We start from the raw sequence: 20,909 nt of genomic DNA, 5'->3' as shown, positions 1-20,909 counted from the left end.
ATGACAGTCGCCAGCGAGGCTCGCGAGGCCCTCCGCCGCGAGCCGTTCCTCCACGAGGCGCTCCGCGCGGGCGTGCTCAACTACACCGCCGCCGCCCGCCACCTCGACGTGGGCGACGAGGAGGCCGTCGCCGCCGCGCTCCGCCGGTACGCCGCGGACCTGCCCGACCCCGAGGAACGGACCGGGAGCGTCCGCGTCGAGATGCAAAGCGGACTCGGGGACGCCCAGTCAGACGAGGCGCTGTTGACCGTCGGGGACCGCTCGCTGGCTCCCGGTGGCGGCGAGTTCACGGCGCTGGTCGCACGCGGCGACGCGACCGCCGCGGACCTCGGCGAGGTGGTGACACGGCTCTCGGTCGAGGGAGTGGACGTGGTCGCGGCGGGCGCGGTCGACGGCTACCTCCTGGTCGTCGTCGACCGTCGGGCGGGCGTCGACGCGCTCCGGCACGTCGAGGACGCGCTCGGGGCGTGAGTCAGTCGTCGTCGTTCGTCTCCTCGCGCGACAGCGGGCCGATGTCCCTGAGCCGGTCGAGTTCGTCCCGGGAGAGCGGGCGGTAGTCGTCGCCGTGGTCCTCGTCGGTGGCGATGCCGCTCGTGACGATGGTGCGGACGGCGTCCTCGACGGCCATGTCGATGTCGCGGATGCGGTCGTCGGGGATGTAGGTGAGGAACCCCCCCATCACCGGGTTCGGCGCCAGCGGGAGGAACAGCGTCGTCATCCCCTCGATTTCGGCGCTCTGCTCGACCGGCATCGGAGCCTGATTCGTGACGAACCCGATGACGTAGATACCTTCGCGGGGGAACTCCACGAGCTTCACCTCCCGGAAGTTCTCGACGCCCGACTCCAGGAGCACGTCGCCCATCCGGCGGAAGCTCTGGTAGATGGTGCCGATGGCGGGTAGCGAGCCGATGAGGTAGTCGAACAGGTCGATGACCCGCTCGCCGTACCGGTGGCGCGCCAGCAGACCGATGCTCACGATGACCGTCGCGAGCAGGGTGAGCGCGATGAGCTCCGTCAGGAAGTCGATGACGTTCGTGTACAGCCCTACCTCGACGAGGAAGTCGATGAAGCCGACCTCGTAGGCCCAACTCGTCGCGCCGGCCCAGTCCAGCAGTCTGATGACCGGGTCGAGCGCGGTGACGATGAGTTCGAACGCCGCGTTCAGGATGTAGATGGTGATGACGACGGGGATGATGACGACGATGCCTGTGAGCACGACGTCGACCGCCTCCTCGTACACCGACTTCCCGGCCGAGCGGGCGGCGGAGGTGGCGCGACGGTCGGAGTCGGACATGGACTCGTCGACTCGCGGCTCGGTTAAGTGGGTTCGGGGTGAGCCGCGATTCCGACGCTTACTAATCGTCCCCGTCGATACACACGCCCATGACGTTGCGCGTGCTGAACACGCTGACGGGCGAGACGGAGCCGTTCGAGCCACAGGACCCCGACGACGTGCTCCTGTACTACTGTGGCCTGACGGTGTCCGACGACCCCCACCTCGGGCACGCGCGCACCTGGGTCCACGTCGACGTGATGCACCGCTGGCTCGAACAGCTGGGCTACGGCGTCCGTCACGTCGAGAACATCACCGACGTGAACGAGAAGATAGTCGCCCGCGTCGGCGAGGACGACCTCGGCGACTCCGAACGCGAGGTGGCGGCGGGGTTCATCGACCGCCTGCTCGCGGACATGCGCTCGCTCAACCTGAAGCGGGCGGCCGTCTACCCCCGAGTCACCGAGCACGTCCCCGAGATAATCGACCTCGTGGAACGGCTCGTCGAGAAGGGGTACGCCTACGAGTCGAACGGCTCGGTGTACTTCGACGTGACGACGTTCGACGACTACGGGAAACTGTCGAACCAGCGGCTCGACGACGTGGAGGCACAGGGCCCCGACGAGGAACGGGCCGAGAAACGCCATCCAGCCGACTTCGCGCTGTGGAAGGCCGACGGCGTCGACGCGAGCGCGGTCGCCCAGCACCGCCACGACGACCGCGAGTACGCCGTCGACCACCCGACCGGCGAGACGTGGGACTCGCCGTGGGGGGAGGGCCGCCCGGGCTGGCACATCGAGTGCTCCGCGATGAGCATGACCCACCTCGGGGAGACTATCGACATCCACGTCGGGGGCCGTGACCTCGTCTTCCCGCACCACGAGAACGAGATTGCCCAGAGCGAAGCGGCGACCGGAGCGCAGTTCGTCCGCTACTGGCTCCACGCCGACCTGTTCCAGATGGACGACGACAAGATGTCCTCCTCGCTGGGCAACTTCGTCCCGGTCCGGGAGGCCGTCCCGGAGTTCGGGGTGAACCCGCTCCGGATGTTCTTCCTGTCGGCGTCGTACAACTCGACGCAGACGTACTCGGAGGCGGCCATCACGGAGGCGACAGAGCGGTGGGAGCGACTCGAGAACGCCTACCGGCGGGCCACCGAGGCGGCCGACTCCGCGGCGGCCCGGACGACGGTGACCGACGACGCCCTCCGGGAGGCCGTCGACGAGACGCGGGAGGCGTTCACCGCCGCAATGAACGACGATTTCAACACGCGGGAGGCGCTTGCGGCGTTGCTCGACCTCGCGTCGGCGGTCAACGTCCACCTCGACGACCGCGACGAGTACGATTACCAGGGCCTCCGGAACGCCATCGAGACGTTCGAGCACCTCGGCGGGGAGGCGCTCGGGTTCACCTTCGCCGGCGATGCCGAGGGCGAGGCGCACCTCGCGGAGGAACTCGTCGAACTCGTCCTCGACGTGCGCGACGAGGAGCGGGCCGCGGGCAACTACGAGCGGGCCGACGCCCTCCGGGACGACCTCGAGGCGCTGGGCGTCGAGGTGCAGGACACCGACGACGGGACTACCTACCGGCTGTAATCGGTGTGTGAGCGGCTACCGATTGTGTCCTCGGCCACGGAACTTATAGCACAGCCGCGAGTACGCCGAGTCGATTCATGAGCAGACGGCGTGCAGTGCTGGCGTTCGGGCTCGTCGCACTGCTGGTGACGAGCGGATGCATCGGCTTCATCACCGGCAGCGAGGAGCTGTCCTTCGACGCCGAGCCGGTGGCTGTGTCGGATTCGGCCACCCAGGAGGCGGGGTACGACCAGCTCCGTCGGGAGGCGAACACCATCAACCGGACGTTCTCCGTCGCCGGGCAGGAGCGGACGGTGACGGCGACCAACCAGTACGCCGAGTACGGCCGTTCGGTCGACCGGCCGCTGTTCGGCGACCAGCGGGTCGCGCAGTTCACCGCGTTCGCCACGCCGCAGGTCGAGGTGGCGGGTCAGACGCTGAACCCGGTCAGCAACCTGAACAACCGCGAACTCGTCTTGCGGCTCCAACAGCAGTACCAGTCGCTCGAGAACGTCCGCTTCGAGTCCAACCGGACGCAGACGGTGCTGTCGAGCGAGGCCACCGTGTCGAAGTTCCGCGCGGACGCAACGCTACAGGGCGGCCAGGAGGTCGAGGTGTTCGTCCACATCACGAAGGTCAAACACGAGGGCGACTACGTCATCGCCGTCGCGGTCCACCCGACCCAGATCGACGAGCAGGGGCGGGTCAACACGATGCTCGGCGGCCTCGAGCATCCCGCGCCGGCCCCCGAGTAACCCGCGGCAACGCTTTTCTATCCGCGACCGCGACCCGGGGTATGCACCCGGTTGCGCTCGCCGGTGTGGTCTGCACCGGCCTGGCGCTCGTCGGCTACGTGCTCGGACAGGTCGCCGCCTACCCCGGTCGCGCGGTCACGCTCACGGGGCTGATGGTCGGCACGGCGCTCCTGCTCGTCGGGCTCGCCGCGGAGGGGTCGCCGTGATAGACGCCGTCGTCTACTCCGGCGAGACGGGCGTCGTCGAGTACGACGACCTCGCGGCCGCGAAGGCCGCACGCGGGACGACGTGGGTGCGGGCCCACGACGCCAGCCGCGATGAACTGGATAAGGTAGCCGACGCGTTCGGCATCCATCGGCTCGCCGTCGAGGACGTCCGCGGGACCGTCCGCGCGAAGACCGAGGAGTTCCCCGCTTACACGTTCACCCTGCTGAAGGCCGCCGACCTCACGCGGGGGGACCGCCCGTTCGACGAGGAGGTGCGCGAGCGCCCGGTCGGCGTGTTCGTCGGCGACGACTGGGTGGTGACGCTCTCGCAGGCGTCGCTTCCGGCCGTCGACCGCGTGCGGGACGCCGTCTCCCGCGGGGACGAGCGCCTGCTCCAGCGCGGCCCGGACTTCACCGCCTACCGGGTCGTCGACGTGATAGTCGACGGCTACTTCGACGTGCTGGACCGCATCGAAGCCGCCATCGAGGAGATAGAGGAGGAGGTGCTGGTGTCGACCGACATCGAGACGCTCGAGCGCATCAACGCCGTCCGGCGGGACCTGCTGTCGTTCCGGAAAGTCGTCTGGCCGGCCCGCGAGGCCGTCGGCGTGCTCGCGCGGGGCGACCCCGAGCAGGTCCGGGAGGCGACGGAGAAGTACTTCCGTGACGTGTACGACCACCTCGTGCAGGTGGTCGACCTGACGGAGACGTATCGTGACCTGACCAGCGGCGCCCGAGATATCTACCTGAACACGCTCTCGCAGTCGACCAACGAGGTGATGAAGCGGCTGACGGTCATCGCGGTCGTGTTCCTCCCGCTCACGTTCGTCGCCGGCCTCTTCGGGATGAACTTCGCGGCGATGCCCGAACTCGACTGGCCGTACGCGTACCACGCTACCGTCCTGGGGATGGCACTGGTCGCGGTCGTCCTCGCGGCGTACTTCCGCGAGCAGAGGTATCTATAGCGCCAGGGGCCCCATCAGCACGCCCATCAGGTGAACGCGCCGCGTGCCGAGTCGCCCGGGAACGAGCCCCAGCAGGCCGGCGGCGAGGAACACGGCCACCCCCACGACGCCGGCAAAGAGGAACGCGACGACGGCGAGCAGACCCAGCACCGCGACCGAGAGCCGCCGGTAGTCACACCGGCCGACGGTGGCGAGATACCGGTCGCCGACGGTGAGCACGAGCAGGAACCCCGCGCAGGCGGCGACGCCCGCGGTCGCCAGGAACAGCGGGAGGTGGACGCCCGCCCCCGTCCGGTCGACCGCGACCAGAACGCCGGTCCGTGGCTGGCCCAGCGCCGCGAGCGCGAACAGCGCGAAGATGGCGTTCGACGTGTTGACGCCCGAGACGCAGACGAGAAACCCCCGTTCCTCGACCCGGCCGGGCACCGCGAGCAGGGCCGTCGTCGCGGCGACGGCGCTCGAGACACCGGGCAGGTACCCGACGAGCGCGCCCGCACCGGTGCCGACGGCCGCGACGCCGCCAACCTCGCGTGCCGGGAGCGCGACCGTCGCGTCGTCCTGGGGCGGGACGCCACCGCCGGTCATCGCCTCCACGAGGACGGGCGCGCCGAACAGGCCGGCGAACAGCGGCGCGAGCATCCCGCCGGCATCGAGCGGGGCCGCGGGGTCGAGGTCCAGCGTGACCAGCCCCAGTGCCGCGCTGGCGAGCAGACAGCCGACGCCGCCGACCATCGCCGCCGGCCCGGACTCGGTGACGACAAGCAGGGCGGCCACGCCGGTGAGCACGACCGGGAGGTGGGCGGCGACGACCGGGTAGACGGCGGTCATCAGCCGCGTCACCGGGACCGCGAGGGGGACGGCGAAGGCGACGGCCAGCCCCGACCCGAGCGCCGAGAGTCGGACGGCCTCGCGGCCGCGTCCCTGGAGGACGAGGCGGTGGCCGGGGAGGGCGCTGGCGGCCATCGCGGGGTCGGGCACGCCCAGTGCGAGCATCGGCACCGCATCGAGGAACGTGTGGACGACGCCGGCCGCGAGCATCGCCGCGGCGACGAACCGTGGCGGTCCGGGCACCGCGGGCGCGACGCTCGCCAGCAGGAGCGCCACGTTGTTGGCGTGGAGACCGGGGACGAGGCCGCTCAGGGTGCCGAGCGCGACACCCCCGAGGACGAACGCCAGCGCCGCGGCTGTGGCATCGACGCCGAGCGCGACGTGGGGACCGACGGCCACGGGGCCGGTGGCCGCGGCTCGCTACTTGAAGCTACGCGACGGCACGCCCCGCCGTCACAGCGTGGCGTGACGCGCCGCTGTCGAGCGGTGAAAAATACGGAGAATCGGTGATCGAACTCAGCCGAACAGCTCGCCGAGGCCTTCGCCGCCGTCGCCCTCGTCTTCGTCGTCGCCTTCCTCTTCGGCTTCGGCCTCTTCCTCGGCCTCGTCTTCAGTCTCGTCGCCGCCTTCGTCGGCGGCCTCCTCGCTGGCACCGCCGGCGGCCGCGCCGCCGGAGGCACCGCCCGCGGGGACGGCCGCGGCCTGGTCGACGGCCTCCTCGATGTCGACGTCTTCGAGGGCCGCGACGAGCGCCTTGACGCGCGACTCCTCGACGTCGGCGCCCGCGGACTCCAGCACGGACGTCAGGTTGTCTTCGTTGATCTCTTCGCCGGTCTCGTTGAGGATGAGTGCTGCGTAAACGTATTCCATGGGTAATCACCCGAACATCTCGCCGAGCGCGTCGCCGTCGCCGTCGTCGTCGTCGGCATCGGCGTCAGCCTCGGCAGGTTGGTCGTCGCCCTGTTCGTCGTCCTCGGCGTCCGTGGACTCGCCGTCGTCGCCCGTCTCGGCCTCGTCGGCCTCGTCGGCCTCGGTGGTCGAAGCCTCGGTCTCGACGCCGCGGAGCTCCTCGGGAAGCGCCTCCTCGTCGTCGATGGCCGCCGCGAGCGCCCGCATCTGGGCGTCCGCCTTCGACACGAGGTCGTCGGCGATGTCCGGCGACTCGATGGCCGCGTGGATGCCGAGGCTCTTCGCCTCGCCCGACGCCTTGGCGAGCATCGCGCCCACCGTCTGGGCCGTCGGGTAGTCGGCGTTGAGCGAGAGGTTGCGGCCGCGCGCCGCCGCCGTCTCGATGTCGCGGCGGTACTCGTCGACGTCGATGGCGAGCTCCTCGGGCGCGAACACGACGCCGTCGGAGACCACGCCACGCAGGTCGAGGCCGACCTCCTTCGGCTCGATGCCGAGTTCGCTGAGGACGTTGGCGAGTTCGTCGGAGACTTCCTCGCCCGCCTCCAGCACCTTGGAGTCGGCCGTGACCTTGATCGAGCCCTCCATGATGCGGGCCTCCGCGCCCACCTGCTGGAGTTCGCCGACGAACGGACCGGGGTCGATGCCGGTGTCACCCTCGGGGATGACGATGTCGTTCGGGGCGACTTCGCCAGCGTTGATGGGCGCGGGCGTCTTCGACGCCTCGAGCTGTTTGTACAGGCCGAACGGGTTGTCGTTCGTCCCGATGAGCCCGACCTGGCCGCTGACGTGCTCGGTCAGCTCCTCGAGCCCCTCGTCGACCTCTTCGAGGGCACGGACCGCCAGCGTGTTCCGCGAGACGCGGAGCTGTGCGGTGCCGTACAGCTCCCGGCGCATGTCCTGGAGCTGACGCGAGGGGATGCCTGCGATGTCGACGACGCCGACCGACTCGTAGGACTCGAGCATGTCGACGAGGTCGTCGACCTCCTCGCGCTTCCACTCGGGGATGGCTTCCGTCTTGCGCTCGGATTCGGCGCTCATCAGACGGGCACCTCCTCGGCGGGACCCATCGTCGTCTTCACGTAGATGCCGTCGATGTTCTGGGGGCCCTTCTCCAGGGCGCCCTCCAGACGGCGCACGATGACGTCGATGTTGTCCGAGATGTCCGCTGCGGTCATGTCCTCGGCGCCGACGCGCGTGTGGAACGTGCGCCGGTCGCCCGAGCGCACCTGCACGGTGTTTTTCATCCGCTCGATAGTCTCGACGACGTCGTCGTCGGGCTGGAGCGGCGTCGGCATCTTCCCTCGGGGACCGAGCACGGTCCCGAGATAGCGGCCGATGTCCTGCATCATGCTCGCCTCGGCGACGAAGAAGTCGGTCTCGTCGGCGAGGTCCTTGGCGGCGTCGGTGTCGTCACCGAGGTCCTCGAGGTCGTCGCCGTCCATCACCTGGTCGGCCACTTCCTCGGCCCGAAGGGCGGTCTCGCCCTCCGCGAACACGACGATGCGAGTCTCCTGACCCGTTCCCCGCGGCAGGACGATGGACTCGTCCACGCGGTTGTTGGGGTCGTCTAAGTCGAGATCGCGCAGGTTGATAGCGAGGTCCACCGTCTCGCGGAAGTTCCGCTCGGGGGCCTCGTCGAGTGCGCGATTTACTGCTTCCTCTATTGAATCTGCCATCTTTCACCTCCGTAGTCGCAGCCACACGGGGCTACTACGGTGTGAAACAGGCTACGCCTGTCTCGTGTTGAGCGACGACGATGACGCACTTAAGCGCGTCGAATGCGTGGTCGGCGCGAGCGAGACCACGCCGTAGCGAACGGCGACCGACGGAAGCCGTGAGCAGGGAGGTCGAGTGTACCGAGGCCGTCGATACCCGAGCGGGGAGCGACCACCGATACCGAGCAGGGAGCGAAGGGACCCGGGAGGCGAGTGGTCGACTGCGACGCGTTCGACGAACCGACCGCTACCGGGCGAGGAGAACGAGGGAGAATCCCGACGTTACGCGGCGGCTTCCTCGGCGAAGGTGTCGTCGTACTCGCCGTCCTCGAGGCGCTGTTTGAACGTGCGTGCGTCCTCGCCCTCGATGGTGACGCCCAGCGAGACGCAGGTGCCGGCGACCTCCTTGGCGGCGCCCTTCGTGTCGTACGCCAGCAGGTCGGGGAGCTTCTGCTCCGCGACGGTTTTCAGCTGGTCGACGGACATGTCCGCGACAAAGTCCTCCTGGGGCTCGCCGGAGCCGGTCTCGAAGCCGAGTTCGTCCTTGATGAGCGCGGCCGTCGGCGGGACGCCGACGTCGATCTCGAACGAGCCGTCGTCCTCGTAGGTGACGGTGACGGGGACCTCGGTGCCGTCGAACGCTTCGGTCTGGTCGTTTATCTCCTGGACGACAGCCTGCACGTCCACGGGAGTCGGGCCCAGCTCCGGACCGAGCGGCGGCCCGGGGTTGGCCTGCCCGCCGGGGACGAGCACTTCGATGGTTCCAGCCATACCCGATTCCATTCGGCGCGGGCGTTTAAGGATTGTTTTTCGCCCTCAGGGGACGCTGACGCCGTGACGGGCGAGGAACTCGCCGAGCTCCTTGATGACGACCGGGCTGGCGATGAACCGGACGTACTCGCCCTCCTCGACGACGGTGACGGTGAACTCCGATTCCGCGTCCTCGCGGAGTTCCCCCAAGTCCTCCCGCGGGAGGACGATCTGTGTGCTGTCCCGAAGCCGCGAGGGGTCCGGCATTCACGCGAGCGTTACGGGTATCGTGACAAGAAGTTATTGAATCCGGCTCAGAGGTTCACCAGCGCCAGCCCCACCAGTCCGACGGCGATGACGAGCGCGCCCACGTCCGCGAGCCCGGTCGAGAAGACGAACGCGATGGCGGTGTGCGCGACCGCGACGAGCAGGACCGCACCGATGAGGAGATTGTACGCGAGCGTACGCTTGTCCATAGCCCGCATAGCGGTTCCGGGGGCATAACGTCGGCCTTCCCGGCGAGGCCAACGGACAGACTTTTCCACATCAGCGGCCGACTCCCCGGTAATGGGGCTCGAAGAGGAGATCGAGGAGATCGAGGAGGAGATCGCCGAAACCCCCTACAACAAGTCGACGGAAGCCCACATCGGCCGCCTGAAAGCGAAGCTCGCGGAGAAAAAGGAGAAGCTCGAACAGCAACAGTCCGGCTCCGGCGGCGGTGGCGGCTACGCCGTCGAAAAGACCGGCGACGCCACCGTCGCGCTGGTCGGGTTCCCCTCCGTCGGCAAGTCGACGCTCCTCAACGCCCTGACGAACGCCGACAGCGAAGTCGGTTCCTACGAGTTCACGACGCTGGACGTGAACCCGGGAATGTTGAAGTACCAGGGTGCGAACATCCAGTTGCTCGACGTGCCTGGTCTCATCGAGGGCGCCGCCGAGGGGCGGGGCGGCGGCCAGGAGGTGCTGTCGGTCGTCCGCACTGCGGACCTCGTCCTGTTCGTGCTTTCGGTGTTCGAAATCGACCAGTACCAGCGACTCAGCGACGAACTGTACGAGAACAAGATTCGCCTCGACCAGGAATCACCGAGCATCTCCGTCACCAAACGGCCGAAAGGCGGGCTGAAGGTGACGAAAGCCGACGGCGTCGACCTCGACGAAGAGACCATCGAGCAGGTGTGTCGCCAGTACGGCTACGTCAACGCCGACATCACCATCCGACAGAACCTCGACATCGACCAGCTGGTCGACGCGCTGATGGACAACCGGGTGTATCTCCCGTCGGCGGTCACGGTCAACAAGGCCGACCTCATCGAGGAGGACTACCTCGAGACGGTCAACGAGCAACTGCGCGCCCACGACATCGACCCCGAGGAGGCGGTGTTCATCTCCGCCGAGGAGGGGAAGGGGCTCGACTCGCTGAAGGAGACCATCTGGGAGAAACTTGGTCTGATACGCATCTACATGGACAAGCCGGGACGCGGCGTCGACTACGAGGAGCCGCTAGTGCTCACCGAGGAGGAGAACACCGTCGAGGATGCCCTCCACAGACTCGGGGGGAGCTTCGACGAGCGGTTCCGGTTCGCCCGCGTCACCGGCGAGAGCGCGAAACACGACGAACAGCAGGTGGGCCGCGACCACGAACTCGCCGACGAGGACGTGCTCCGCATCGTCGCACGGAAGTGAGCCGTGTCGACCGTCTCAGCCCGGGGGAGTCCCCGTCGTCGACTCGCCGCGCTGGTCGCGCTCGCGGCCGTCCCGTGGACGCTGTTTCTCGTCGCCGGCGGCCGCGCAACCGCCGTGTTGCCGTTTCTGGTCGTCGACTACAACCCCGCGCTCGACCCGACGATACGGTTCGTTCCCGTCTATCGGTTCTTCCTCGCCGGCGGCGGCCTCCCGCGTAACCCGCAGCTGTGGCCCGCGAGCGTCCTGCTGTATCTGGTCGCGCTCGCCAGCGGCGCGGCGGGGGCGCTTCTGGACCGCGAGGATGCACGGGTCACCGCGGGCGCGCTGGTGCTGTCGGGAGTCGCTCACCTCGGCGTCACGTTCGCGTTCAGCCACCGGCTGACGTGGACCCCGCTTCCGGTGGGGCTGGTCGCCGTGTTCGGCGTCGCGTGGTGGTACTACTGGCCGGCACTCCGGGCCGCCGTGCTCGCGCCCATCGAGTGAGTCCACGCCCGGCGACGAGTCCGCGTGCCGAACGCTTTTCGCTCGCCCGCGCGTGGCCGGACACGTATGCACGCACCACTCGACCACACGATGGTCCGCGTCGGCGATCTCGAGGCGTCGCTGGAGTTCTACACCACCCACTTCGACTACGAGGAGAAGGGCCGCTGGGAGGCCGACACGTTCACCAACGTCTACGTCGGCCCCGAGGACGTCGGCGAAGACGGCGCCGTCCTGGAGTTGACGTACAACCACGGCGAGTCCGACTACGAGATGGGCGACGCGTGGGGCCACATCGCCGTGCGCGTCCCCGAGGACGAACTCCAGCAGCGGTACGACGAACTCATGGAGGGTGGCGTCGAGGACTACCGCGACCCCGAGTCGTGTGGCAACCGCTACGCGTTCGTGAAGGACCCCGACGGCCACGAGATAGAACTCGTCAAGCGTGACTACGGCCCGCTGTGGTCGCTGGACCACACGATGATTCGGGTCGAGGACGCCGACGCGGCGCTCGGCTTCTGGACCCGGAAGTTCGAGTACGAGCACACCGGCCGCTGGGAGGCCGATTCGTTCGCCAATTACTTCGTGGAGCCGCCGGAGGCGGACCGCGAGGCGATGGCCGTCGAGTTGACGTACAACTACGACGGGCGCACGTACACGATGGGCGACGCGTGGGGCCATCTCGCGGCCCGCGTCGACGACCTCGACGAAGCGTGGGACCGGCTGATGACCCGGGAGGCCGACGACTACCGCGACCCCGAGTCCTGTGACAACATGTTCGCGTTCACGCGCACGCGCGATGGACACGAGATAGAACTGCTCGAAGGTCGGGTCACGGACTGACTGCTCGGCCGCTGACCCCCTCTTGTCAGTTCCGTGTAAGCCGAACGTCGTGCGAGCGTCCGACGCGTGGCAAACCTTCGCAAACCGTCTGTGACCGGCATTTTCGGGTGTGTCGAGCGTTGGCAAGACCCCCAGTTGACCACAAAACATTTATAACGAGCGCCAGTTCGTCTGGATGTACCCCTACCCATGGTGACAGTACGGAGTACCGCCGTCGGGTCTACCCGTGACACGCGTCACGTCCTGACGGGCGAAACGAACTGTTGCCGTTCGGTACACAACCAACTATGACAGGAACACACGACAAAGTTCGCAGCATCGTCCTGACGGTGCTGATGGTCACGTCCGTCTTTGCGGGCTCCATCGCACTCGCAGGCTCGGCTGCTGCGGCCGGTTCCGGTAACCTGGACCTCACCACATCCACCGGGGATGCGGATGCTGAGGGGCAGGACGGTGTAACGTATAACCAAGAACAGATGGCAGACAACGCTGGCACCCTTCAGACGGTGTACGTCGACTTCACCGACAACGGGAACGCGACGTCCCCCGACCTGAGCGGTGTCACGTCGTCCGACATCTCGCTGTACATCAACGGGTCCGAATACCAGGACTCCTTCTCCGTCCAGGAGAAGTCCAGCGACGGTGTCCTGCGCTTCAAGCTCCAGAACACGCGGAGCGTCGCCGCCGGTGAGAACGTCACTATCGCTATCCGTGACGTCGTCAACGGCGACAACGGCTCCTACGTGTTCTACTCGGAGCTCCGGAACGTCGCGGGGTCGAGCTTCTCCGACCGCGCTGACTCCTACGAGATCATCGCGACCGCTGGCGGCGGTGGCGGTGGCGGTGACCAGGACCCGCCGTACGAGACGAACGACGGTGACGCCACGTTCGACACCGGTTCGCTCCGCTGGTCCGGCCAGATGCTGTTCTTCCAGTCGCCGGGCAACGCGAGCGACACGTTCAAGCTCTACTCGACCAACACGGTCAACGGCGACCAGGTCCGTGGCAACAACCCGAAGGAGATCGTCCTGAACGAGGAGGGGACGGTCCTGATCAACACGGCCGGTCTCGAGGGCGAGTACGTCATCGTTGACAACAACGGTGACCGCGTCATCACTAACAGCAGTGGTATCCAGACCGGCACGACCACTGACTCGGTTATCGAAGATGACGAGAGCGTTCTGATCAACGAGCAGGACCTGGACGTCACTATCGACGAGGATACCGTCGTCCAGGGCGACAACGTCTCGGTCAGCACCGTGAGCAACCGTGGCTCGTACAACCTCACCGTGTCCTCGCCGGACCTCAGCGACTCGGCTGTCTCTGAGGTCTTCGGGAGCACCACGCTCCAGATCAACGGCGACGGCACCTACGAGTACGAGAGCACCACGGACGCTCCGACGGGCAACTACACCTTCAACTTCGAGGTTGAGGACACGACCGCATCGGGCTCCGACTTCCTGGAGATCAACAAGGCCGGCGTCAAGCAGGCGACGTTCGGTCAGTCCTCCTACGTGCAGGAGCGCGGTGACAACGCCACCTTCACCATCGAGATGCAGCAGGGTGGAACGGTGACCCTCTGGGTCGGTGGCGACGATGTGAACTACAACGCCACGATGATGGTCTCCGACGACGACGGTGACGGCGTCGCGACCATCGAGTGGAACACGTACCTCGCCGGCAAGTCCAAGGGTAACGAAGACCGCGTCTTCCGCGTCCTGGACGCCGACGACAACGACGACGGCACTGACTCGCTCTCGTCGGTCAAGCTTGAGACCGACGAGCTGCCGGACGACGCTCGACTCGCGTCGGACAACTACGACCTCGAGGTCTTCACTGACGACGGTGGCGACCTCGAGACCCAGGACCTTGCGGTCATCTCGGTCACTGACCGGAGTACCGACAACGCGACCCAGTACGTCGCACCTGACAACTCCGACCTGAGCAACTCCACGCTCACGCGTGAGTCCAGTACGCGAGCCGACGCCGTCGCGATCGGTGACTTCGCTGTCACCGAGTTCGACGTCTCCGGCATCTACGCGTACGCCGCCAGCGAGACGGACCTCGCCAACGGCACCAACAACGGCGTCTCCGTGTCCATCGTCGAGGCTTCGGCGAGCACGAACGCGCTGCCGAAGCAGATCGAGTACACGAGCGACGAGAACACCGTCGCTGCGGGCGGCTCCGACACCGTCCAGTTCAACTTCGACGAGAGCGCCAACCAGTTCTACGTCACCATCGACACGCAGGCCGCCCGCGCGACGCAGGGCGACACGTCCGACCTGCGGCTCCAGGATGGCGAGACGTACAACGTGACGTTCACCATCGACGGTGACCACAGCGAGTACGTGCCCGAGGGCGAGACTGAATCCGTGACCGCTCAGTTCACGGTTCAGGACCCCGAGGTCACGCTGGACACGAACTCCGACGACGAGATCGTCGTCGAGCCGCGGCCCAGCCAGAACATCACTGGGACGACGAACCTCGCGCCCGGTAGCGAGCTGTCCGTCCGCGCGCGCTCGGAAGGCACTGGTGCGTTCCTCAAGTCCAGCCCGGCAACGGTGCAGGCTGACGGTTCGTTCGCGGCGACGTTCGACTTCTCGAACGTCTCGCAGAACACGACGTTCACCGTCACCATCCCGAACCAGGGCTTCGAGGACAACGCGCAGACGACCGGTGTCGTCGCGCCCGCCCCGACTGCGACTGTCTCCATCGGTAACCAGACGTCCGACGGGTCGACCGTGACGGTCGACTCGGCGACGCTGTCCGACGGTGGCTTCGTCACCATCCACGACGCGAGCCTCCTGGAGGGCGACGTGTTCGCCTCCGTCCGGGGTACGTCCGCGTACCTCGAAGCCGGTGAGCACTCGGACATCGAGGTCACCCTCGACCAGCCGTACGACGAGACCGGCACGGTCATCGCCATGCCGCACCTCGACACGAACGGCAACGAGGAGTACGACTTCGTCACGTCCGAGGGCGCCGAGGACAGTCCGTACACGTCCAACGGCTCGGCCGTTGTCGCCTCCGCGACCCTGACGGTCGAGGAGGAGACGCCGACGGCCTCGCCGACGCCGACGGCCTCGCCGTCGCCGTCGCCGACGCCGACCGCGTCGCCGACGCCGGACGATGGCACGCCGACGCCGTCGCCGACGCCGACCGGTCAGCCCGGCTTCGGCTTCGCCGTCGCTGTCATCGCACTCGCCGGTGCCGCGCTCCTGGCGCTGCGCCGGAACTAACGACTGAATAACCGGGACCCACCCCGGTCATCCGATTCGGGACTCCATTCTTTCGCGTGCCACGTCCGATAGCCGCGGCACCCCGCGGGCGAAGGAGATACGTACCGTCGGCCGGTGACGTCCGTACGTGAGCAACGAGCGGGCCGACGACGCCGATGTGGACCTCGACAGGCGTCGGACGCTGAAGCTGTTGGGGGGCGGACTCACCGCGACCGCGGCGGGAGTGGCGGTCGACAACGTCCTGCTCGGCTACGAACTGCTGGGGACGAACCTGAAGAAACAGGATCTGACGGCGCTGGTCGAGCCCGCGTTTTTCCGTGGCGTGCGCCGGACGGACGTGCGCGACAACCGCGTCCTGCTGTGGGACGAGACGGTCCGTATCCAGCGGGGCCAGCAGGTGTTGGCGAGCCGCGACCTTCCCGAGGTGTCGGCCGCCGCCGCGACCGGTATCGACGCCGAGTACGGGCTCGATGGCTACGTCGAGAGCGGCGTCCCCGTGCTCGCGTCGCTGTACGGGGACGTTCGCTTCGAGTTTTCGAACTACGGGTCGTTCTTCGACCGCGTCCGGGCCGGCGACCCGGTTTCGGAGGCGGTCGAACTCCTGCGCTCGGGCGTGGCCGTGTCGCCCGACACCGTCGAGGGGTTCGCCGGCGCGGACCCCGCCGACCCGGAGGCGGTCGTCGAGGGGCTCGTCGACGGGTTCCGCGAGCACACCCACTACGACCTCGACCGGTACGCGGCGGGGTCGGTCCAGGACAACGTCATCTTCGGTGCGGCCGCCCTTCGGCCGTCGTTCCGGGGGGACGTGGCGTTCGAGTCCGTGGCGGCGAGCGAGGGAACCGGGCTGTTCTGCAACGAGTTCGCCAACCGGTCGGTGGAGGCGCTCCATGCGGTCCCGGCTCGGGAACAGACCGCCCCGGTGTTCGGCGGGACCGTCCACGACAGGCGGCACAAACACGTTTACACGGCCATCGGGAGCGTCCTCCGCGAAGACGACGGCTACGTCGTCCCGATGACGTTCGTCGACTACACCCACGCGACGCTGTACGACGACCTCGGGCTGACGGGACTGCTCGGCGAGGGGCTGGAGGCGTACAACCGGCGGCATATGGCGACGGGTATCAGCTTCTCGTGAGCGGGGCGCCCCCGGCCCACCAGCGGAGGCTCGCCGTCGCCGCCCGGTCACAAGAGCTTTACTCGCGTTGGCGGTGCTCGGTACTGTCCTCCGTCTTATGACCGACACACGGCGCATCCGCGGACTTCTGGCCGACCGGCTGGGCGTCGACCCGCGGGCTCTCGCGGCGTTCCGCATCGGGCTCGGCGTCGTGTTGTTGCTCGATTTGGCGTTGCGGGCGGGGTCGCTGACGGCTTTCTACACCGACCGGGGTGTGCTCCCGCGGTCGTTGCTCCGGGCGACGTATCCGACGCTCGGTGAGCTGTCGCTTCACGCGCTGTTCGGGGCGCTGTGGTGGCAGGCGCTGTTGTTCGCGCTGACGGCGCTGGTCGCCGTCGCGCTCGTCGCCGGCGTCCACAGCCGGGCCGCCGCCGTCGTGGCGTTCGTGCTCGTCGTCTCGCTTCACCTGCGGAACCCGCCCCTACTCAACGCGGGCGACTCGCTGTTGCGTCGCCTGCTTCTGTGGGGGTCGCTGGTGCCGCTCGGCGCACGGTGGGGCTACGACGCCGCCGGCACCGACGAGCGGGTGCTGTCCGTGGCGACGGTGGGGCTGTACCTGCAGGTGCTCGCGGTGTACGTCGTGAACGCGGTCCTGAAGCTCCGCGGCGACGCGTGGCACGCCGGCACCGCGGTCAGATACGTGTTCGGCGTCGACGCGCTGACGGTGGGGCTGGGCGACCTCCTCGCGGGTCAGGCGACGCTACTCACCGTCGGCGCGTACGCGTGGCTCGCACTGCTGGTCGCGTCGCCGCTGTTGCTGGTGACTGCCGGGCGCGCTCGGACATTGCTTGTGGGTGCCCTCGTGGGCGGTCATCTGTTCATGCTGGCGACGCTCCGTCTCGGCGTGTTCCCGCTGGTCTCCGTCGTCTCGCTTCTCCCGTTCCTGCCGGCGTCGGTCTGGGACCGCATCGAGCGCCACGCGCGGCCGCTCCGGGAGCGTCTCCTCGACAGGGTGGGCGACCGACGGGGCGATGCCGCCACAGTCGTTCCGGCCACGGTCGCCCGGCTGGAACCGCCGTCGACGCAGGCCGTCGCTGCGGTGCTTCTCGCGTTCGTACTCGCGTGGAACGCCGCCTCGCTGGGACTCGTCGTCCTTCCGGGTACGGGTGCCGACACGGTCGACCCCGAACAGCGCCGGTGGGACATGTTCGCGCCCGTGCCGGTCCAGACGGACGCCTACTACGTCACCGTCGGCGAGACGGCGGCCGGGAAGCGCGTGGACCTGTTTGCCGGTGCGGCGACCGCCTCGCCGTCCGACGTGGACGCGACGTATCCGGGCCACCGCTGGTATCTGTACCAGCAGCATCTCCGGGGACCGGGAACAGAGGCGTTGCGCGACCGGTTCGGGGCGTACCTCTGTGAGCGGTGGGACCGACGCCACGACTCGCGGCTCGTACGCGTCGAGGTGACGCTCGTGACCCAGCAGGTGCGCCTCGACGGCGCCGGGCCGACCCGGCGGGAGACGCTCGCGGACCGACCCTGTCCCGGGTAGTCCCGCGTGTCGCGCACGGAGCCAACAACTTGATAGGTCGAACCGCACAACTACGGACAGATGCCGCAGGGACCGACCACACTGCTCGCGTGGCTGACCGTGGCCGCGTTCGTCGCCGGCGTGCTCGTCGAGCGGTACGACGAGCGGCTCGGCCGGACGCTGACCGCGGGCGCGTGGGGGCTGTTCGCCGTGTTCTGGGCGGTCCTGATACCTCACTTCGCGTTCGAACAGCAGTCCATCATCGAGGGCGTGCTATCGGCGGCCGCGGTGCCCGCCTCGGCGTACGTCGGCTACCTCCTCTACCGCGGTCGCGACACGCTGATGATACTCTCCCGGGGCGTCGCGGTCATGGGGCTCGTGTATCTGCCGGCGACGACCATCTCGTGGATCAGCGAACCGCTCATCGAGACGGTGACCCGCCAGATCGAGTGGACGGTGGGGATGCTGGGCTACAGCCCCGAGGTCGTCACCCGTGATGGGGTCCGAAACGTGTTCCTCTATCACAACGAGGCGGGCGTTCCGGTTCGCTCTTCCGAGATACTGCTGGCCTGCACCGGGCTGGGGTCGATGGCCATCTTCGTCGGCCTCATCGCCGCCGTGCGTGCCCCGCTCGACCGGAAGATGCGTGCGCTCGCGGTCTCGCTTCCCGTCATCTGGGTGCTGAACATCGTGCGGAACGTGTTCATCACGCTCGCGTACGGCCACCAGTGGTTCCAGGTGTTCCCCGACGCCGTGATGACGCTGTTCGGCGAGAGCCAGCCGGAACTCGTCTCCTTCCTCGTCGCGGACCGCATCATCGCCCAGTCGCTGTCGGTGGTTGCGCTCGTCATCATCCTCGCGCTGGTGGTGCGGGAACTCCCCGAACTGAAGGTCGTCGTCGAGGACGTGCTGTATCTCGTGACGGGCGAGGACCACGACCTCGGCGGGAAGCGCCCGCCCCGCGGCGGCGTCCGGGCCGACGGCGGCGAGCCGCCGGCCGACGGCGACCGCCGGGAGTAACGATACCCCGGTCCGGTCGTCGGACGACAGCTCTCCGGTTTGCTTGTACCACCGGCAGGAGCCGGGTTCCCGCGGCAGGCGGGCGGCCGGGGAGCACTTATAGTCGGAGCACGCAACACCGAAACGACACATGACCGACCCCGTGAGCACGCTCGCGGCCGTCCACGACGCCGTCGCGGTGCCGCTGGCGTGGGCGGTCATCCTGGCGTTCGCCGCCGGGTCGGCGCTGGAACTCCGCGCCCGCGAGTACGCACGCCCCCTGCTCGTGGGGTCGTGGGCGCTGTTCGCCGTGTTCTGGGCGATACAGGCGCCTCACTTCGCGTTCACTCAGCGGTCCATCATCGAGGGTATCGGGAGCGTCGTCGCCGTTCCGGCGTCGCTGTACGTCGGCTACCTGCTGTGGGCCGGGCGGGACTCGCTGTTCGTGTTGTCGCGGGCCGTCGCCGCGATGGGACTCGTCTTTATCCCGTTCCAGGCGGTGCCCGCGCTCCAGGCGTGGCTCGTGGAGACGGTCGCCCGCCAGACCGCCGCCGGCATCGCGCTGGTCGGCGTCGACCCGACGCTGATACCGTGGCCCGAGGCCGCACAGCGGACCGCCGAGGCGCTCGGCAAGTCCGAGGCGTGGGCGGCCGACTACGCCGACAAACACGCCGCCTACCGCAACACGTTCTACTTCGTCCACGAGGGCCACCCCATCACCTACACCATCCTGGTGGCGTGTACGGGCATCGGCTCGATGGCAATTTTCGCGGGGCTGGTCGCGGCGGTCCGGGCCCCGCTCCGGCGCAAACTCCGGGCGCTTGCGGTCTCGCTCCCGGTCATCTACGCGCTCAACATCGTGCGCAACGTGTTCATCGCCGTCTCGTTCGGCCGCCAGCGCGCCCAGGTGTTCCCCGACGCCGTGATGACGCTGTTCGGGACGAGCGACCCCCGGATGGTGTCGTACTACGTCGCGGACCGCATCGTCGCGCAGTCGCTGTCCGTGCTGGTGCTCGTGGGCATCACCTACCTCGTCGTCCGGGAACTTCCGGAGGTGATGGTCGTCGTCGAGGACCTGCTGTACGTGGCGACCGGCAACGAGTACGACCTGCGTGCGGCGCTCGACGTGGACCTGCCGGACCCGGGGTCCGAGCCGGTCCGTGCAGACGGCGGTGCGGGCGAGGAGTAGTCAGACCGGCTCCGCCAGTTCGGCGGGCGCGCCCGCCAGTTCGCGGAGCGCGTCGGCCTCGACGTGGTGGAGGTCCCCCGGCACGACCAGCAGGTGGAGCGGGTCGCCGAACGCCCGGTCGGACAGCGCCGAGAGTCGGTCGGCCGCAACCACCGGGTCGGGACTGCCGGCCCGACAGACCGCCACCGCGAGACAGTCCTCGTAGCCGTCCGCGAGCAGTTCCGCGGCGGTGTCGGCGGTCATGAACTCGTCGCGCTCGCGCTTGATGTCGAGGTAGACGAGCGTGTGGAGTCCGCGCTCGCGGTTGTCGTCGAGGGTGTCACAGACGCTCCCTGGAACGGTGTCGGCGCCGTGGGCGTACGGGAACGGGAGGGTAGTCGCCTTCCCGAACCGGTAGTTCTGAAGGCCCGTCAGCGACGCGGCCGCGGCCTCGGCGGTCGTCCCGTGGATCACCCGCGTCTCGATGCCGCGGTCGTGGGCGCGCAGTCGCAGGTCGACGTGCGTGGTCGAAATCATCGTGTCGCCGGCCGTGAGGAAGGCCACCTCGCCCGCCTCGGCGGCGTCGAGAATCGGGTCCGGCTCCTGCTCGACGCCCGCCCGGTCGCGGACCTCGATGTCGACGCCGTGGTGGGCTTCGAGCGACTCGACTGTCGTTCCCATCAGCCGCGAGGTGTAGAACTCCGCGAAAACGTCGTCCGCGTCCCGGAGCGCCGCCTGGCCCTCGACGGTGATGGAGCGTTCGTCCCAGAGGCCGAGGCCGACGAAGGTGAGCATACCGTCGTCTCGGCCCGGGGGCGAATAAGCGCCCCGACCCGGTCCGAAGCGTCAGCCTTACCGCGTGTGGTGGCCGACGGAG

At 68.3% G+C, this 20,909-nt stretch carries 22 protein-coding genes and 1 pseudogene; 14 read left to right on the top strand and 9 right to left on the bottom strand.

Translation table 11 applies throughout. From position 1 onward, the window contains the following. On the top strand, nt 1-471 hold the full coding sequence (locus tag NL112_RS18275; RefSeq protein WP_255150282.1) for a DUF7523 family protein: 471 nt from the start codon (nt 1-3) through the stop codon (nt 469-471). A 1-nt stretch (nt 472) separates the two neighbouring features. Here NL112_RS18275 and NL112_RS18270 read toward each other — a convergent pair whose 3' ends face one another. Continuing rightward, the gene (locus NL112_RS18270; RefSeq protein ID WP_255150281.1) at nt 473-1,294 is read right to left on the bottom strand and encodes a DUF502 domain-containing protein; all 822 of its coding nucleotides are present in this window, start codon (nt 1,292-1,294) and stop codon (nt 473-475) included. Nucleotides 1,295-1,383: 89 nt separating this feature from the next. Here NL112_RS18270 and cysS point away from each other — a divergent pair, with 89 nt between their 5' ends. The 4 genes from cysS (at nt 1,384) to corA (ending at nt 4,773) form a co-directional block, all read left to right on the top strand. Next, complete coding sequence (cysS, locus tag NL112_RS18265; RefSeq protein ID WP_255150280.1) at nt 1,384-2,868, top strand: cysteine--tRNA ligase; 1,485 nt, start codon at nt 1,384-1,386, stop codon at nt 2,866-2,868. Nucleotides 2,869-2,945: 77 nt separating this feature from the next. Next, entirely contained in the window at nt 2,946-3,602 is a 657-nt protein-coding gene (locus tag NL112_RS18260; protein WP_255150279.1) for a DUF6517 family protein, read from the top strand. Between the two features lie 41 nt (nt 3,603-3,643). Then, nucleotides 3,644-3,808, top strand: coding sequence for a hypothetical protein (locus NL112_RS18255; RefSeq protein ID WP_255150278.1), 165 nt, complete (start codon nt 3,644-3,646; stop codon nt 3,806-3,808). Beyond that, nucleotides 3,805-4,773 (top strand): magnesium/cobalt transporter CorA, encoded by a 969-nt coding sequence (corA, locus tag NL112_RS18250; RefSeq protein ID WP_255150277.1) that lies wholly within the window; start codon nt 3,805-3,807, stop codon nt 4,771-4,773. The genes NL112_RS18255 and corA overlap by 4 nt, the downstream gene beginning before the upstream one ends. Here corA and NL112_RS18245 read toward each other — a convergent pair. The 7 genes from NL112_RS18245 to NL112_RS18215 form a co-directional block, all read right to left on the bottom strand. Further along, nucleotides 4,768-6,000 carry a tripartite tricarboxylate transporter permease gene (locus NL112_RS18245; RefSeq protein WP_255150276.1) on the bottom strand — a complete coding sequence of 411 codons (1,233 nt, stop codon included), beginning with the start codon at nt 5,998-6,000 and terminating at the stop codon, nt 4,768-4,770. The two genes, corA and NL112_RS18245, sit on opposite strands and share 6 nt — an antisense overlap. A gap of 117 nt (nt 6,001-6,117) precedes the next feature. Further along, the gene (rpl12p, locus tag NL112_RS18240; protein ID WP_255150275.1) at nt 6,118-6,471 is read right to left on the bottom strand and encodes a 50S ribosomal protein P1; all 354 of its coding nucleotides are present in this window, start codon (nt 6,469-6,471) and stop codon (nt 6,118-6,120) included. A 6-nt stretch (nt 6,472-6,477) separates the two neighbouring features. Then, complete coding sequence (locus tag NL112_RS18235) at nt 6,478-7,548, bottom strand: 50S ribosomal protein L10 (RefSeq protein ID WP_255150274.1); 1,071 nt, start codon at nt 7,546-7,548, stop codon at nt 6,478-6,480. Then, nucleotides 7,548-8,186: a 50S ribosomal protein L1 gene (locus NL112_RS18230; RefSeq protein WP_255150273.1), complete on the bottom strand. Its 639-nt coding sequence runs from the start codon at nt 8,184-8,186 to the stop codon at nt 7,548-7,550. The genes NL112_RS18235 and NL112_RS18230 overlap by 1 nt, the downstream gene beginning before the upstream one ends. Nucleotides 8,187-8,507: 321 nt before the next feature. After that, nucleotides 8,508-8,996 carry a 50S ribosomal protein L11 gene (locus NL112_RS18225; protein WP_255150272.1) on the bottom strand — a complete coding sequence of 163 codons (489 nt, stop codon included), beginning with the start codon at nt 8,994-8,996 and terminating at the stop codon, nt 8,508-8,510. 45 nt (nt 8,997-9,041) lie between these two features. Beyond that, the gene (locus NL112_RS18220) at nt 9,042-9,242 is read right to left on the bottom strand and encodes a VNG_1110C family protein (RefSeq protein WP_255150271.1); all 201 of its coding nucleotides are present in this window, start codon (nt 9,240-9,242) and stop codon (nt 9,042-9,044) included. A 47-nt stretch (nt 9,243-9,289) separates the two neighbouring features. After that, complete coding sequence (locus tag NL112_RS18215) at nt 9,290-9,451, bottom strand: hypothetical protein (RefSeq protein WP_255150270.1); 162 nt, start codon at nt 9,449-9,451, stop codon at nt 9,290-9,292. 91 nt (nt 9,452-9,542) lie between these two features. Between NL112_RS18215 and NL112_RS18210 the strand changes: the two genes are divergently transcribed. The 9 genes and pseudogenes from NL112_RS18210 to artA (NL112_RS18175) all read left to right on the top strand — a co-directional run bounded on the left by NL112_RS18210 (nt 9,543) and on the right by artA (NL112_RS18175) (nt 20,053). Then, complete coding sequence (locus tag NL112_RS18210; protein ID WP_255150269.1) at nt 9,543-10,658, top strand: OBG GTPase family GTP-binding protein; 1,116 nt, start codon at nt 9,543-9,545, stop codon at nt 10,656-10,658. Nucleotides 10,659-10,661: 3 nt separating this feature from the next. After that, a complete protein-coding gene (locus tag NL112_RS18205; RefSeq protein WP_255150268.1) occupies nt 10,662-11,141 on the top strand; it encodes a TIGR04206 family protein in 480 nt (159 codons plus the stop codon). Nucleotides 11,142-11,207: 66 nt separating this feature from the next. Continuing rightward, nucleotides 11,208-11,981 carry a VOC family protein gene (locus NL112_RS18200; protein ID WP_255150267.1) on the top strand — a complete coding sequence of 258 codons (774 nt, stop codon included), beginning with the start codon at nt 11,208-11,210 and terminating at the stop codon, nt 11,979-11,981. A 287-nt stretch (nt 11,982-12,268) separates the two neighbouring features. Continuing rightward, nucleotides 12,269-12,361 (top strand): annotated as a pseudogene (locus NL112_RS22945) (surface glycoprotein); the annotation flags it as partial. 96 nt (nt 12,362-12,457) lie between these two features. Further along, nucleotides 12,458-15,220 carry a DUF7282 domain-containing protein gene (locus NL112_RS18195; protein WP_255150266.1) on the top strand — a complete coding sequence of 921 codons (2,763 nt, stop codon included), beginning with the start codon at nt 12,458-12,460 and terminating at the stop codon, nt 15,218-15,220. A gap of 127 nt (nt 15,221-15,347) precedes the next feature. Beyond that, nucleotides 15,348-16,355, top strand: a complete 1,008-nt coding sequence (locus tag NL112_RS18190; protein WP_255150265.1) for a hypothetical protein — start codon at nt 15,348-15,350, stop codon at nt 16,353-16,355. A 97-nt stretch (nt 16,356-16,452) separates the two neighbouring features. After that, entirely contained in the window at nt 16,453-17,886 is a 1,434-nt protein-coding gene (locus NL112_RS18185; protein WP_255150264.1) for an HTTM domain-containing protein, read from the top strand. A gap of 60 nt (nt 17,887-17,946) precedes the next feature. Then, entirely contained in the window at nt 17,947-18,885 is a 939-nt protein-coding gene (artA, locus tag NL112_RS18180) for an archaeosortase A (protein ID WP_255150263.1), read from the top strand. Nucleotides 18,886-19,015: 130 nt separating this feature from the next. After that, entirely contained in the window at nt 19,016-20,053 is a 1,038-nt protein-coding gene (artA, locus tag NL112_RS18175; RefSeq protein WP_255150262.1) for an archaeosortase A, read from the top strand. Here the strand turns inward: artA (NL112_RS18175) and dph5 are convergent, their stop codons facing one another. Continuing rightward, nucleotides 20,054-20,827, bottom strand: coding sequence for a diphthine synthase (dph5, locus tag NL112_RS18170; protein ID WP_255150261.1), 774 nt, complete (start codon nt 20,825-20,827; stop codon nt 20,054-20,056). It abuts the gene before it with no gap. Between the last annotated feature and the right edge of the window lie 82 nt (nt 20,828-20,909).

The organism is Halorarius halobius, from assembly GCF_024298865.1.
GTDB lineage: Archaea > Halobacteriota > Halobacteria > Halobacteriales > Haloarculaceae > Halorarius > Halorarius halobius.
This window is presented reverse-complemented; position numbering and strand designations above follow the sequence as displayed.

What these genes read in the sequence shown, in the direction of transcription:
- NL112_RS18275 (WP_255150282.1), top strand. Translation starts at nt 1, where the DNA reads ATGACAGTCGCCAGCGAGGCTCGCGAGGCCCTCCGCCGCGAGCCGTTC.
- NL112_RS18270 (WP_255150281.1), bottom strand. Translation starts at nt 1,294, where the DNA reads ATGTCCGACTCCGACCGTCGCGCCACCTCCGCCGCCCGCTCGGCCGGG.
- cysS (WP_255150280.1), top strand. Translation starts at nt 1,384, where the DNA reads ATGACGTTGCGCGTGCTGAACACGCTGACGGGCGAGACGGAGCCGTTC.
- NL112_RS18260 (WP_255150279.1), top strand. Translation starts at nt 2,946, where the DNA reads ATGAGCAGACGGCGTGCAGTGCTGGCGTTCGGGCTCGTCGCACTGCTG.
- NL112_RS18255 (WP_255150278.1), top strand. Translation starts at nt 3,644, where the DNA reads ATGCACCCGGTTGCGCTCGCCGGTGTGGTCTGCACCGGCCTGGCGCTC.
- rpl12p (WP_255150275.1), bottom strand. Translation starts at nt 6,471, where the DNA reads ATGGAATACGTTTACGCAGCACTCATCCTCAACGAGACCGGCGAAGAG.
- NL112_RS18235 (WP_255150274.1), bottom strand. Translation starts at nt 7,548, where the DNA reads ATGAGCGCCGAATCCGAGCGCAAGACGGAAGCCATCCCCGAGTGGAAG.
- NL112_RS18230 (WP_255150273.1), bottom strand. Translation starts at nt 8,186, where the DNA reads ATGGCAGATTCAATAGAGGAAGCAGTAAATCGCGCACTCGACGAGGCC.
- NL112_RS18225 (WP_255150272.1), bottom strand. Translation starts at nt 8,996, where the DNA reads ATGGCTGGAACCATCGAAGTGCTCGTCCCCGGCGGGCAGGCCAACCCC.
- NL112_RS18220 (WP_255150271.1), bottom strand. Translation starts at nt 9,242, where the DNA reads ATGCCGGACCCCTCGCGGCTTCGGGACAGCACACAGATCGTCCTCCCG.
- NL112_RS18215 (WP_255150270.1), bottom strand. Translation starts at nt 9,451, where the DNA reads ATGGACAAGCGTACGCTCGCGTACAATCTCCTCATCGGTGCGGTCCTG.
- NL112_RS18210 (WP_255150269.1), top strand. Translation starts at nt 9,543, where the DNA reads ATGGGGCTCGAAGAGGAGATCGAGGAGATCGAGGAGGAGATCGCCGAA.
- NL112_RS18200 (WP_255150267.1), top strand. Translation starts at nt 11,208, where the DNA reads ATGCACGCACCACTCGACCACACGATGGTCCGCGTCGGCGATCTCGAG.
- NL112_RS18195 (WP_255150266.1), top strand. Translation starts at nt 12,458, where the DNA reads ATGGCAGACAACGCTGGCACCCTTCAGACGGTGTACGTCGACTTCACC.
- NL112_RS18185 (WP_255150264.1), top strand. Translation starts at nt 16,453, where the DNA reads ATGACCGACACACGGCGCATCCGCGGACTTCTGGCCGACCGGCTGGGC.
- artA (WP_255150263.1), top strand. Translation starts at nt 17,947, where the DNA reads ATGCCGCAGGGACCGACCACACTGCTCGCGTGGCTGACCGTGGCCGCG.
- artA (WP_255150262.1), top strand. Translation starts at nt 19,016, where the DNA reads ATGACCGACCCCGTGAGCACGCTCGCGGCCGTCCACGACGCCGTCGCG.
- dph5 (WP_255150261.1), bottom strand. Translation starts at nt 20,827, where the DNA reads ATGCTCACCTTCGTCGGCCTCGGCCTCTGGGACGAACGCTCCATCACC.